At 47.5% G+C, this 12587-nt stretch carries 12 protein-coding genes; 8 read left to right on the top strand and 4 right to left on the bottom strand.

Going from position 1 to position 12587, the window contains the following annotated elements; all coding sequences use genetic code 11:
• The first annotated feature begins 1 nt into the window (after nt 1).
• A complete protein-coding gene (locus OL444_RS18070) occupies nt 2–964 on the top strand; it encodes a zinc-binding dehydrogenase (RefSeq protein ID WP_264730898.1) in 963 nt (320 codons plus the stop codon).
• An 88-nt stretch (nt 965–1052) separates the two neighbouring features.
• Here the strand turns inward: OL444_RS18070 and OL444_RS18065 are convergent, their stop codons facing one another.
• Nucleotides 1053–1760 (bottom strand): DsbA family oxidoreductase, encoded by a 708-nt coding sequence (locus OL444_RS18065; protein ID WP_264730899.1) that lies wholly within the window; start codon nt 1758–1760, stop codon nt 1053–1055.
• A gap of 117 nt (nt 1761–1877) precedes the next feature.
• On the opposite strand from OL444_RS18065, the gene OL444_RS18060 reads away from it, so the two are divergent.
• The 5 genes from OL444_RS18060 to OL444_RS18040 all read left to right on the top strand — a co-directional run bounded on the left by OL444_RS18060 (nt 1878) and on the right by OL444_RS18040 (nt 6783).
• Nucleotides 1878–2258: a winged helix-turn-helix transcriptional regulator gene (locus OL444_RS18060; protein WP_264730900.1), complete on the top strand. Its 381-nt coding sequence runs from the start codon at nt 1878–1880 to the stop codon at nt 2256–2258.
• Nucleotides 2259–2340: 82 nt separating this feature from the next.
• Nucleotides 2341–3672 carry a DEAD/DEAH box helicase gene (locus OL444_RS18055; RefSeq protein WP_264730901.1) on the top strand — a complete coding sequence of 444 codons (1332 nt, stop codon included), beginning with the start codon at nt 2341–2343 and terminating at the stop codon, nt 3670–3672.
• 390 nt (nt 3673–4062) lie between these two features.
• On the top strand, nt 4063–4620 hold the full coding sequence (locus OL444_RS18050) for an RNA polymerase sigma-70 factor (RefSeq protein ID WP_264730902.1): 558 nt from the start codon (nt 4063–4065) through the stop codon (nt 4618–4620).
• A gap of 68 nt (nt 4621–4688) precedes the next feature.
• A complete protein-coding gene (locus OL444_RS18045) occupies nt 4689–5768 on the top strand; it encodes a FecR family protein (protein ID WP_264730903.1) in 1080 nt (359 codons plus the stop codon).
• A 34-nt stretch (nt 5769–5802) separates the two neighbouring features.
• Nucleotides 5803–6783, top strand: a complete 981-nt coding sequence (locus OL444_RS18040) for a helix-turn-helix transcriptional regulator (RefSeq protein ID WP_264730904.1) — start codon at nt 5803–5805, stop codon at nt 6781–6783.
• Nucleotides 6784–6846: 63 nt separating this feature from the next.
• Here OL444_RS18040 and OL444_RS18035 read toward each other — a convergent pair whose 3' ends face one another.
• Nucleotides 6847–7728 (bottom strand): LysR substrate-binding domain-containing protein, encoded by an 882-nt coding sequence (locus tag OL444_RS18035; RefSeq protein WP_264730905.1) that lies wholly within the window; start codon nt 7726–7728, stop codon nt 6847–6849.
• 129 nt (nt 7729–7857) lie between these two features.
• Here OL444_RS18035 and OL444_RS18030 point away from each other — a divergent pair, with 129 nt between their 5' ends.
• Nucleotides 7858–9081, top strand: coding sequence for an MFS transporter (locus OL444_RS18030; protein ID WP_264730906.1), 1224 nt, complete (start codon nt 7858–7860; stop codon nt 9079–9081).
• Between the two features lie 83 nt (nt 9082–9164).
• Entirely contained in the window at nt 9165–9668 is a 504-nt protein-coding gene (locus OL444_RS18025; protein WP_264730907.1) for an RNA polymerase sigma factor, read from the top strand.
• On the opposite strand, the gene OL444_RS18020 is transcribed toward OL444_RS18025, so the two are convergent.
• Both OL444_RS18020 and OL444_RS18015 read right to left on the bottom strand, forming a co-directional pair.
• The gene (locus tag OL444_RS18020; protein ID WP_264730908.1) at nt 9665–10003 is read right to left on the bottom strand and encodes a carboxymuconolactone decarboxylase family protein; all 339 of its coding nucleotides are present in this window, start codon (nt 10001–10003) and stop codon (nt 9665–9667) included. The genes OL444_RS18025 and OL444_RS18020 overlap by 4 nt on opposite strands.
• Before the next feature lie 51 nt (nt 10004–10054).
• On the bottom strand, nt 10055–12490 hold the full coding sequence (locus OL444_RS18015; RefSeq protein WP_264730909.1) for a TonB-dependent receptor: 2436 nt from the start codon (nt 12488–12490) through the stop codon (nt 10055–10057).
• Between the last annotated feature and the right edge of the window lie 97 nt (nt 12491–12587).

The following is a 12587-nucleotide window of genomic DNA, read 5'->3' as shown; positions in this document are numbered from 1 at the left end:
AATGAAAACAATTGTCATCAACAACTATGGCGGACCAGAAGTGCTCCAGCTAACGGACATGCCTACTCCTGCCATCACCACTCCTTCCCAGGTACTGGTGAAGGTAAAGGCAACCTCGGTAAATCCGCTCGATTACCAGGTAAGACGCGGGGACTATGCGTCGCTGTTTGAGTTGCCAATCATAACCGGCCATGATATTGCAGGCGACGTGATAGCTGTGGGTGAAAACGTGAAAAAGTGGCGTCCCGGCGATAAAGTCTATTACTCTCCACGTTTTGGCGGTACCGGTAGTTATGCGGCGTATCACCTGACAGACGCATCTTCGTTGTCCAGGATGCCTGCTAATCTTAGTTACGAGGAAGCTGCTGCGGTTCCGCTTATTGGGGGAACGGTATGGGAAATGCTGGTGGTACGGGCTAAACTGAAAAAAGGGGATACTATTCTTATCCTCGGCGGTGCAGGTGGCATTGGAACATTCGCCATACAGGTGGCTAAATCACTGGGGGCTTTTGTGTACACAACAGGGCAAAGCATTTTACAGGAGCAACTGCAGCAGCTTGGAGCGGATGTAGTTATTGACCATCATCAAAAAAATTACGTTGAAGAAATACAGGCGCATACTAAGGGAAAAGGAGTGGATGTCATTATTGATACCGTCGGGGGCAGTACGCTCTCGGACAGTCCACGTGCCCTGGCTAACTATGGTAGCATTGTAACACTGGTTGATATTGCCCTGCCGCAAAACCTTATCCACGCCTGGGAGAAAAATGCTACCTATCATTTCGTTTTTACCCGGCAAAACAGGGATGAACTCCGGCATATTACCCGCTTAATTGAAACCGGACAGGTGAAGCCTGTTATAGACAGTGTGTATCCGATTGAAGACATTAAAAGTGCCCATCAAAGAATAGCAGATACGAAACGGGACAGACCTCTATTTGGTAAAATTGTACTGTCACTATAGAAATGCATCCGAAGTGGCTTTACCACACAAAAAAAGAGGGTGCCTTTTTGTTAAGACACCCTTCTTGTGTAATGCTATCTATGTGTTATCAGCTGCAATTACCATCTGGTGTGCATACTTCTCCGGACAAGCCATCCGGCATTATCAGCGGCTGCGTAGTATGCCACTCCTGATATGCCTGGCCAAGTGCCTGAGAAAATGCTGCCACCGGCTGTGCGCCGGATACCGCATACTTACGGTCCAGTACAAAAAACGGTACGCCCTGGATGCCCAGTTCTGCTGCTTCCGCGTTGTCTTTTTCCACGGCATCTGCAAATGCGGCGGAGTGCAGCACCTCCTGCAGCAGGGCTTTATCCAATCCGATAGCCACGCCTATTTCCGTCAGCGTATCGAGATTACTCATATCTTTTCCTTCCGTAAAATAGGCAGCAAACAGGCGCTCTTCCGCCTCATCTCCCAGCCGGTGCTGTTTGGCCAGCTGAATCAGGCGATGGGCATGAAAGGAATTGGCAACAATCGCCTTGTCGAAATCATAGGTCAGACCGGCTTCCTTAGCCATATTCACCACCTGGGCATGCATGGATAAAGACCATTCACGGGATTGCCCTTTTTTAGCAGCCAGATAGTCGTAAACATCTGTGCCGGGTTCGGGTTTTAAATCCGGGTTGAGCTGAAAGCTCTTCCACTCCACTGTGATCTTCTCCTTGTCCGGAAACTGTTCCAGGGCCTCTTCAAACTTCCGCTTGCCGATATAGCAAAACGGACACATTATATCAGACCATATTTCTACTTTCATGGTATTATTATTTATCTCTCTACTACAAAGTTAATATATTTGCTATCATAAAGTAACCAGTTACCCAAAGGAAAGCAGTATACTGTAAGATACCGGGGTAGCTTAACTGTCGCCTATATGGAACTAACTGCAACCAGCAACGCCCGCTCTATTTGCCGGGAAACCAGTCATACCGACTGTCAGAAAGTAATTATGCCGGTAAGGGATGCCCTGGATGTTATCAGTGGCAAATGGAAACTCCCCATTATTATTGCGGTATCGAGCGGACATAAACGTTTCCGGGATATTGAACGGAGTATACCCCGGATCACCTCCAAAGTATTATCGAAAGAACTGAAAGACCTGGAAACACATAAGCTGGTAAAAAGAACGGTGTATGACAGCCAGCCGGTATCGGTAGAATATACCCTTACCCCCTACGCAGATACGCTGAACAGCGTGATTGATGCGCTCCACCGCTGGGGGCTGCAGCACAGGAAGAAGATACTGGGCAGGTAGTGCTTACAGGCTACAACACCGGTTTCCCGCTGTTCCTAACCCGTAATTCTTTACCTTTGCCGTTCATATTTATAGTAGCATCATGACTTTTGGTGATTTAAACCTGAATACTCCTTTATTAAATGCATTGGATGAGATAGGCCTCAAACAGCCTACCACCATACAAGAGCGGGCTTTTTCCGTGATCATGTCGGGACAGGATGTGTGTGGTATTGCACAAACCGGTACGGGTAAGACGTTTGCCTATCTGTTGCCGACCCTCCGTCAGTTTAAGTTTTCAAAAGAAAAATATCCGCAGATACTCATTATAGTGCCTACCCGGGAACTGGTAGTGCAGGTGGTGGAAGCTGTGAAACGCCTGACCACCTATATGAGTGTGGAAGTTATGGGCGTTTACGGTGGGGTGAACATGAACCCGCAGATGGAAGCGGTTAAAAACAAGCTGGACGTACTGGTAGCTACTCCCGGCCGCTTGTATGACCTGATTCTGAGCGGCGCCCTGAAAATGAAGTCTGTTAAACGGCTGATCATTGACGAGGTAGATGAAATGCTGAACCTGGGCTTCCGGACACAGTTACGGAATATCCTGGACCTGCTGCCGGACAAACGTCAAAACCTGCTGTTTTCGGCGACTATCACCGAAGACGTAGAAAAGCTGATCGAAACCCATTTTAATAATCCCGTACGTATAGAGGCCGCGCCCACCGGTACTCCCCTGGAAAATATTGACCAGGTAGTATACCATGTGCCCAACTTCTATACAAAAGTGAATTTGCTGGAGCTGCTGATTACAGATGATCCGACCATGACCCGGACCCTGATTTTTGCGGCAACCAAACAACTGGCAGATGACCTGCATGAACAGCTGGAGAAGGAATTCCCCGGAAAAGTAGGGATTATCCACTCCAATAAAGAGCAAAACCACCGGTTCAATACGGTGAAAAGCTTTCAAAGCGGGGAATACCGGTTCCTGATTGCCACGGATATTGTGGCCCGCGGACTGGATATCGCTTCCGTTACCCATGTCATTAATTTCGATACCCCGGAAGTACCTGAAAACTACATTCACCGTATAGGCAGAACCGGGAGAGCCGATAAAAAGGGGATTGCCATCCTGCTGACCAAAACAGCAGAAGCAGAGAACCTGGAAAGGATAGAAACCCTGATGAACTATCGGATTCCCGTACAGCCATTACCGGAGGATCTGGTTATTTCCGAGGTACTGACCCCTGATGAGCAACCGAAAGTGCATATGCGGAATGTGCTGGTGAAAGTACCCAAACGGGAGGATGCCGGGCCGGCTTTTCATGAGAAGAAGGCTAAAAATATGAAGGTAAACAAAAAGGTAAGCCATAAAGAGAAGATGATGTTGAAGTATGGCAAGCCCAAAAAACGGGGTGCCAAAAAGAAATAAGTAGTACGACCAACTACGTATAGCAGGAGCAGTTAAAACAGGAAAATTCCTTTTTAGCTGTTCCTGTCTTATTTTCAAGCGGTTACGTCAATACTGCTATTATATCGCAGTACTTTGTTGCCGCCTGACCCCTGATTAACAAGCGATTAACAAACTAGTCTTTAAATTTAAAATCCGTAACATTCATTTCATCGAATATATCATTTGGATGCTAGTCAGATGGCCCATTACAAAGCCGGTTGCTGTATGTCAATTTATAAGATCATCTGCATATCTGACCATATCAAACCGAATAAAATCATTACCTATTAACCGAATATTTTCCCCGGAGGGGAGAAAGGGCTGGTATTTTTACATCTTTACCCCCTATTTTATCAATTAAAACAGCGCATGAGTGCAACTACCAATGATACTGAATTGCTGGCACAGTTAAAAACTGGTAGTATAGCGGCATTTCAGCATTTTTACATTGCCTACCGGCAATGGTTGCTGGTAACTGCCATGACTATATTAAAAAATGAGGAAGAGGCCCGGGAACTGGTGCAGGAATTTTTCATTGATTTCTGGCAAAATGCGCGTTACGAGAAAATAGATCTTACTAATATTCAAACATTAAAGAACTTCCTTTTTGTCAGCATTAAAAATCGCTGCCTGAATAAGATTGCCAAGGATGATACCCGTAAAAAGCGGATGAAAGAAATTATGCTGGCGGCAGATTATACACCGCCTAATAATAAGCTCGAGAACAATGAATTAAAACAGCAGTTGGAGAATGCCATCAACCTGTTACCGGAGCGGCAGCTGCTTGTATTCCGGTTAGCATATCTGGAACACAAAACACGTAAGGAAATAGCTGCTGCGATGCAGATCAGCGAAGAAACTGTCAAAAAACAGATTGCCAACGCACTAAAAACACTGCGCACATATTTAAGAAAAATCCAGTTGTGAATACCCCACGCGATTAATTAATCTGTTTAATAGTGTAAATGAGGAGTTCAGATAAAATATACATGTTAATGACGGAGAAACTGGCCGGGACCATTTCTGCGGACGATGAACAACTACTGGATGAACTGATTGAAGAAGATGAGCATGTACGGGAAAAATGGGAATCTCTCCTCCAGACGCCTCCACCTGCCGGCAATACGCCCTGGCTGGAAGTCATTGACTTCGAAGAAAAAAGACATCCTGTCCGCCAACTGGTTATCCGGCTGGCTGTTGCTGCGGCTATATTTACAGCCGTCGTATTCACAGGCTGGAAATGGTGGCAGTCTTCCCGGCAACAACCTGCCCTGGCTGCAGTCCCCTCGCTGATCTCCCACGAAGACATACAATTACAACTGGCCAACGGAAAAACCATTCTGCTTTCCAATGCCAGCGAAAATATTAATGTAGAAGGCAAACAACTGACCAATAAAAACAAAACGCTTTCCTACAACAACGAAAGCGCATTACCCGATGGTATCAACACCCTGAAAGTACCGGTAGGACAAGATTATCAGATCAAACTACCGGATGGTACCCTCGTATTCCTGAATGCCGTTACCAAAATGGAATTTCCGTTTGCCTTCAAAGGCAACACCCGGGAAATCACCATTAACGGAGAAGCCTATCTGAAGATCGCCAAAGATCCTTCCCGTCCGTTCATTGTACACCTGCCCCACAGCCGTGCAGAAGTACTGGGTACCAGCTTCAATGTCAACAGCTACGACAGCGGCGTGGTAAAAGTATCGCTCGTGGAAGGCTCCGTACGCGTGAATGCCGGCCATAAGACCATCCTGGTAAAACCAGGACTGCAAGCCATATACAGTGCAAATACCCAGGCCCTGCACCTGAAACCATTTGATGCAGATATAGAACTCAGCTGGCGTAAAGGCATCCACTACTTTACAGCCACCTCTTTACCCGAAATATGCACGGTGTTGTCCCGTTGGTACGGCGTTCGTGTAAAAATGGATAATCAACTGATTTCCACCGAGAAATTCACCGGTAGTATTGAAAGAACCACAGCCATCACCATCTTTCTGGAGAGCCTGAAAGAAACAACCAAAGCTAACTACTACTTCTCCCGGGACAGTGTCCTCCATTTCCAATGAATTTATCAACCTAATAAAACGATGTAATTAAACCATGAAGCAGCCTCCTTCTAAGATCTTGTACATCGAAAGAAAAGACAAGAGCTATACCACGTATGAAAAAATTCCACCGGCTTTTCACCCAATGCTGATCCAACATGCCCGGTACTTTTACTCCGAAGACGCCAATGGCCTCATTCTGGATCAACAAATAGATACCGGAGGTCTTATTATCTACCTGCATATTATCAAAGTAGCACCCGGCGTATTGGTAGAACCCTTTGCCGTGGAACAGGTCATCGCCCTCCATGTATCCGACACCATTCCGGTAGAACTGCATGAAGGCACGAAACTGATGCTCCGCCATGAAGAAGTGAGTATGTTTAACGTCATGCCGGTCAAACATGCCGCCCGGCCCAACCAGGAGTATGCCATGAGTTTCCATATTAATCTCAGGCCCTCCTACCTCCCTGTACTCGCAAAAGAATTTCCGGTGTTCAAACCATTGGCAGATATGCACATCGGCGATGTTACAGCACCGCTGCACACCGTTCCGTTCAAAATGAATGCAGTGAGCCGTCTGATAAGAGACCGGATACTCAGCAGCCGGCATATTGGTAGTACCGGTGATCTTTTTTACCGGCGCAATGCGGTGGATTTCTTTGCCAATTATACCCGGCAACTGACCGCCCCTGCTCCTATCATGATGAACCAAACGCAACACAGCCAGCTTAATAATATACTCACCTACATCGTCAATAAACTGGATCAGCCCCATACGCCGGCGAGCCTTTGCCTGGAATTTGGTATTCACAGAGATCTGCTCAAAGGGCCCTTTGAACAGGAGTTTAACATCTCCCTGGAAGAATTGGTGTTACAGGAGAAAATGGCGCATGTCTTTGAGTGGCTGGTGACGACCCGGATTACCTTATCCCAGATCGCGAAAATGGTGGGTTATCCTTCCGCTGCGCAGCTCCAACAGGACTTTGAAACTTATTACAACTGCCATACGGCTGCATTGCGCAACGAACAATAACCCCGGTTGTCATGCGGCAGCACTGGCTGCTGCTGCGTGACATTTTCCCCTACCGGATACCGGCTACACGTGCCGGATATTTTTCAGCAATTCCTGCTCAAACAAATCCGCCGCCTTTTTGCGGTAAGTATCTTTCTGCCATAGAACAGCTGCATGGCGTAATAGCTCCCTTCCTTCTATCGGTATCGCTACCAGGTTTTTCCATCCCGTCAATGCCTGCTCATTGAGCAGCGTAACCCATTGTCCCTTTTCTACCAGGGATAACAACGAGTGTACATCATTCAGCTCTATTTTTATGACCGGATGGATTTTATGCCGCAGGAGAATTTCATCCAGGAAGTCGCGGGAACTAAACCCCTTCGATGCCAGGATCAGTTCCATCCCATGCAGCATTTTCAGGTTCACCCGTGGCAGACCGGCCAGCTTATGTTTGGTCGAAACCGCCATAACTATTTTGGCGGTAAACAGCGGTCGCATAGCCAGGTCTTTATAAGGCGCTCCCTCGTGAAAGGCCAGGATAAAATCCAGTTCCGATGAACGTAACTTACGTTCCAGGTCTTCCGTAGTGCCGTACTCCACATAGATTTTAATGCCGGGATACTTTCCGGAGAAAGCTGTCAGAGCTGGCAGCAGCAACGAGGTGAAGGCATAGGTAACGCCTATACGTAACTCACCGCTCAACAGTTGTTGCAGGTCCTGAATCGCTTGTTTTCCCTTTTCCACTTCCAGTAATATCTGGCGGGCGTGTAATAAAAAAACGCGGCCCGCTTCCGTGAGCCTTACCTGTTTGCCTACCCGGTCGAACAACAGCATCCCCAGTTCATTTTCCAGTTGCTTGATTTGCTGCGACAACGTAGACTGCGTAATATATACTGCCGCTGCTGCCGCCGTAAAATGAGCCGTTTCGGCTGCTTTTATGAAATAGGTGAGTTGACGGAGCTCCATACATCAATCGTTTTTACCAATGAATATCATTAAAACAATCTATTTTACAAATATACCCCAATGTGTGAAATTTGCACCATCATTAACCATGCTCCATAAAGGCGACAGGCCTTTCTAAATATTTGACAGATGAATGTTTTTCGCGCATTAAAATCCCGCAACTTCCGGCTCTTCTTTGCCGGCCAATCCATTTCCTTCCTGGGTAGCTGGATACAAAAAACAGCTGTATGCTGGCTGGTATACCGGCTAACCAATTCCGCCCTCCTGCTGGGGATCACCAGTTTCGTCAGCCTGATTCCCTCCCTGGTATTATCGCCTTTTGCCGGCAGCTACATCGACCGGCATAACCGTTACCGCATCATGATCGTGACCCAGGTCATAGCCATGCTACAAGCCGCCGCTTTGGCCATCATGTTGCTTTGCCGGGTATATAATGTTCCGGCTATCATTATGCTTACGCTGATACAGGGCATCATTAATGCTTTTGACGTCACCTGCCGGCAGTCCATGATCCTGGAAATGGTGACCGATAAAAATGATCTGCCCAACGCCATTGCCCTCAACTCCACGGTAGGAAATATTGCCCGCATTGCCGGACCGGCGCTGGCAGGCATTATCCTCAGTACCTTTGGCGAGGATGTTTGTTTTCTGGGCAACTTCCTCAGCTATATTCCCGTGATGATTTCCCTTTTTCTCATGCGCCCGGCGCCACAGCCGGTGATCATCACGGAAAACAGTATCTGGACGGAATTAAAGGAAGGATTTCAATATGTTGCTGCCGACAAACACCTCGCCTCTTTGTTACTCATGCTGGCGGCCAGTAGTTTGTTTGTCATGCCCTTCAACACGCTCATGCCGGTTTTTGCCAAAGACCTGTTTAACGGGAACGCCACTACGTTTAGCTGGTTTGAAAGTGCCGCCGGGCTGGGCGCTGTTTTTGCCACCGTTTATATGGCGCAGCTGAAAGGCGAAAAAGATATGATCCGGATTATGATTACCGCCAGTCTTATCTTTGGCGGCAGCCTGCTGTTACTGGCCTATGCCACCTGGCTGCCGGCCGCCCTCCTGTTTATGACCTTTTCCGGCATCGGTATGATGGCACAGACATCTTCCATCAATACCTATATACAAACACATGCCCATCCCAAAATGCGGGCACGTGTGATCAGTTACTACATCATGGCTTATCAGGGTATGATTCCCGTTGGCAGCCTGGTGACCGGCATCGTGGCACAGTATGCCGGACCGCGGCTGACCGTATGTATGGCGGGTATTATCGGGCTTGTAGCTATCTATATATTTGCCCGGAGCTACGGTATCAACATCCGGCGTTACGCATGGCTTCATAAATAAACCTGAAAAAGAACTGCTACCAATAGCGGTTTTTTTTCAGGTTTGTCTGCGCGGTAATAAGACTTAATTTGTAAATTCCCGGTATGAAAGACCCGCGATCTCTTCCCTTGCAATCACTCTATGACACGTGTTTTCCTACGGTAACCGCCTTTATATTACGGAATGGCGGCAGCCGGGAAGATGCAGAAGATGTTTTTCAGGATGCCATATCCGTATTCTCGCAAAAGCTGGCCACGCCGGATTTTCAATTGACGGCCTCTCCGCACACTTATTTGTACGCCATTGCCCGGAACTCGTGGTTAAAACAGTTACGGCAACGCCGGCACGAATTGCCGGAAACGGAACTGGTTACACTGCCGGTTGCCGTAGAAATAAAGCAGGAGATGCCGCCCGAAGAACAGGTATCTGGTTGGTTGCAACGCATTACCCGTCATTGCCGCCGCCTGCTGAAAGCCCTTTTCTTTTATCAGGTGCCCATGCAAAAACTGATGCAGCAAATGGGTTGGAAGAACCGGCATACGGCAGACAACCAGAAATATAAATGCCTGCAGCAGTTGAAAAAGGTGAGCACAGAAAAAGGGGCTTAAAGCCCCTCCTTCCTATATATTTTTGTGGCCAGCAAGCCATATCCAATGGCCGCGCCGGAACGTAAAGCAGCAGCAATCATAATCGTTTCCGACAATTCTGCTTCCGTCATTCCCTGCTGGCGCGCCTGTTGTACATGCTTATCAATACAATAGGGACACTGGGTCGTAAGTGCAATACCGATCGCTATCAGCTCCTTGTATTTCTGTGGAATGGCCGAAGGCGTTTCCATCACGGCGTGGTCAAAAGCCAGCCAGCTCTTACTTTGCTGCGGTGCGCCCTGGATAATGTCTTTCGCAAATTGTTTGTCGGATGGATCTGAAAAGTGAGTCATCATAAAAAGTGTTTCTTATTAATACCTCACCCATTATTTTATCACCCGCTGTTTTTAAAATTTAAAGGCAATACTGCCGGTAACGCTTCTCAGCGGCTGCGGATTTACGGTCGTATAGCCGATCCAGTATTTTTTGTTGGTGATGTTATCCATTTTCAGACCGAAGCGGAAACGGGCCTGCTCATAAAAGATACTGCCATTCAGGACGGTATAAGCCGGCAAGATGAAGGCGCCCAGGGCATGGTCATTCACGACTTTGTTATCGCTGGCATAATTCCCGCCAAAGCCAATCCCCAGCCCTCTGGCGACACCGGTTGAAATGCGGTAACTCACCCACAGATTAGCCATCGTTGGCGAGCCTGCGGTAGACGGACGTAATCCGGTTACACTGGCTTCGCCCTCTACAAAGGTGGCATCATTATAGGCATAACCGGCCACGATGTTCAGGCCACGCACCGGGTTGGCTATGATTTCCACTTCCGCGCCCTTGCTCACCTGTGTACCATTCTGGATAGAGAAGTTTGGTGCGGAAGGATCTGCCCGGACGATGTTTTTTACTTTGATGTTATAGACACTGATGGTACTGGTAATTTTACCATCGAGTAATAATAGTTTTACCCCACCTTCTATCTGGTTGGCCTGCTCTGGTTTAAAGCCATTACCATTCTTATCGGCGCCGGTTTTATTGGAGAAACCATTCTGGTAATTGGCAAACAACGACACTTTTTCTTTTACCGGCTGGTAAATGATACCAAATTTAGGCGAGAGCGCTGTTTGCTGATAACCACCCTGGTAAGTACCTGCCGCTTCATTAAAGTTGCCCTTGTTATCAAAATAGTCAATACGCAGGGCGGCCAGTACCATCAGGTTATCTGTGATATTCAGCAAGTCCGATACATAGGCGCTGTAGGTATTGGTCATCAGGCGTATCGGGTACGTAGAGGCGTAACCGTGATTATTGTAGAGTGTATCCAGGTTACGGCGGTTGAAGTTACCATAGCCGGGAATAGTGCCGGTAGTACGGATGGTATCGTAAGCGCCGCCGCCAAAAAACTGATTGGATTTTTGCTGGAAGAAATCCAGGCCTCCGACAAAACGGTTTCTCAGGTTACCGATTTTAAAATCGCCGTTGAAATTATGTTGTATCTCTATGATGTTATCGCGGCTGTCTTTTGTAAACTGGTCATTGCGGGAGATGTAATTATTGCCTACCGCTCCTTTCACACCGGTGGCTGCTTCATCAGACAGCAGGTAGAAATAAGGAGAAGGACCATCCGAATAACTGTTCGTAGCCGCTATGTGCGTGCTCATCTTCCACTGCTCATTTATTTTGTAGGTCATCATCCCATACAGGTTCGTATTGCGGGCGGTCTGATACAGATCATTGCTGGCATAGGAACGCTTGTAGTCGATGGAGAGTTTATCTGCGCGGTCTGTTCCGAGAGCGGCCACGCGCTGGTTAAACGGAAAGAAATAAACACCCAGGCCGGTATTCTGTCCGGTAGAAAATTCGGCGTCAAAGAGGAAAGACAACCGGTCATTAATCCGATAAGATAAGCTGGGAGAGAAACTAAAGTTTTTATTAAACCCGTTGTCGCGGAAACTACCTTCATAATTGTAGGCCGTATTTACCCGTAACAGTACATCATTGGCTTTATCGAGCGGCGTATTTACATCCGCACTGACGCGGTTAAAACCATAACTACCCATCGCATAGGAAACCTCTCCGCCAAAATGATCGTAAGGCTTTTTGGTCACCCGGTTAATGAGGCCACCATAGGAAGTAAGGTTATTACCGAATAAAGTGGCAGAAGGTCCTTTAATCACTTCCACGCTCTCGAGGTTATAGGCATCTATTTTGGCCGTTACGTTGCCGGCCAGCCCGTTGCGCAGTTTACTCTGTACGATGAAGCCCCGCATGTTGTAATAGCCGCCGCCATCGCCTCCGCGGCCGGTAGCATCCCACATTCTGGCCAGGCCGGGTGCATTTCTCAGCGCGTCGTCTACAGAAAACACCAGTTGCTGCTGCAACAGGTCTTTGGTGATGGTACTGTATACCTGCGGATTTTCGAGGTTTTTAATGGGCATCTTTGCCACATCCTGCGATGTGGTTTTAATGAGCTTATTATGGCTGCCGGTAATCACCACTTCTTTCAGGGCTTTACTGCTGACATCCAGTTTCAGCTTTACCTGCGTGGTTTTACCTGTTTGTACCGTTACCTGTTCCGTAACGGTATTATACCCCATCAGCGTTACTTCCAGCTGATAGGTACCTGGTTTTACCTGTTCAAATACAAAGGTGCCATCTGCATCCGATACGGTGGTTTCATTGGTTTCTTTCAGTAATACCACCACATCTGCAGCGGCTTTACCGTCTGTAGTCACCAGTTTACCTTTGATGACACCGTTCTGTTCATCTGCTGCAAAGAGTGTATAAGGGAGGAGAAAAAAGAATGATAAAATCATCATCAGGCCGGCGTGTTTGCTCATAGATCTGTCCTGTTTTCCGCAAAATTGATATATCGCTACTGCGGTCAGCTATCCGATCAGGAAAAATATTTACGCAATCCGGAATATTACGACGCCA

Source organism: Chitinophaga nivalis (genome assembly GCF_025989125.1).
Classification (GTDB): Bacteria; Bacteroidota; Bacteroidia; order Chitinophagales; family Chitinophagaceae; genus Chitinophaga; species Chitinophaga nivalis.
The sequence above is the reverse complement of the archived record's forward strand: the minus strand, read 5'-3'. Positions and strand labels throughout refer to the sequence as shown.

Bases quoted from the DNA above. Each gene is read 5' to 3' on its own strand.
- OL444_RS18070 (WP_264730898.1), top strand. From the start codon at position 2: ATGAAAACAATTGTCATCAACAACTATGGCGGACCAGAAGTGCTCCAG.
- OL444_RS18065 (WP_264730899.1), bottom strand. From the start codon at position 1,760: ATGAAAGTAGAAATATGGTCTGATATAATGTGTCCGTTTTGCTATATC.
- OL444_RS18060 (WP_264730900.1), top strand. From the start codon at position 1,878: ATGGAACTAACTGCAACCAGCAACGCCCGCTCTATTTGCCGGGAAACC.
- OL444_RS18055 (WP_264730901.1), top strand. From the start codon at position 2,341: ATGACTTTTGGTGATTTAAACCTGAATACTCCTTTATTAAATGCATTG.
- OL444_RS18050 (WP_264730902.1), top strand. From the start codon at position 4,063: ATGAGTGCAACTACCAATGATACTGAATTGCTGGCACAGTTAAAAACT.
- OL444_RS18045 (WP_264730903.1), top strand. From the start codon at position 4,689: ATGACGGAGAAACTGGCCGGGACCATTTCTGCGGACGATGAACAACTA.
- OL444_RS18040 (WP_264730904.1), top strand. From the start codon at position 5,803: ATGAAGCAGCCTCCTTCTAAGATCTTGTACATCGAAAGAAAAGACAAG.
- OL444_RS18035 (WP_264730905.1), bottom strand. From the start codon at position 7,728: ATGGAGCTCCGTCAACTCACCTATTTCATAAAAGCAGCCGAAACGGCT.
- OL444_RS18030 (WP_264730906.1), top strand. From the start codon at position 7,858: ATGAATGTTTTTCGCGCATTAAAATCCCGCAACTTCCGGCTCTTCTTT.
- OL444_RS18025 (WP_264730907.1), top strand. From the start codon at position 9,165: ATGAAAGACCCGCGATCTCTTCCCTTGCAATCACTCTATGACACGTGT.
- OL444_RS18020 (WP_264730908.1), bottom strand. From the start codon at position 10,003: ATGATGACTCACTTTTCAGATCCATCCGACAAACAATTTGCGAAAGAC.
- OL444_RS18015 (WP_264730909.1), bottom strand. From the start codon at position 12,490: ATGAGCAAACACGCCGGCCTGATGATGATTTTATCATTCTTTTTTCTC.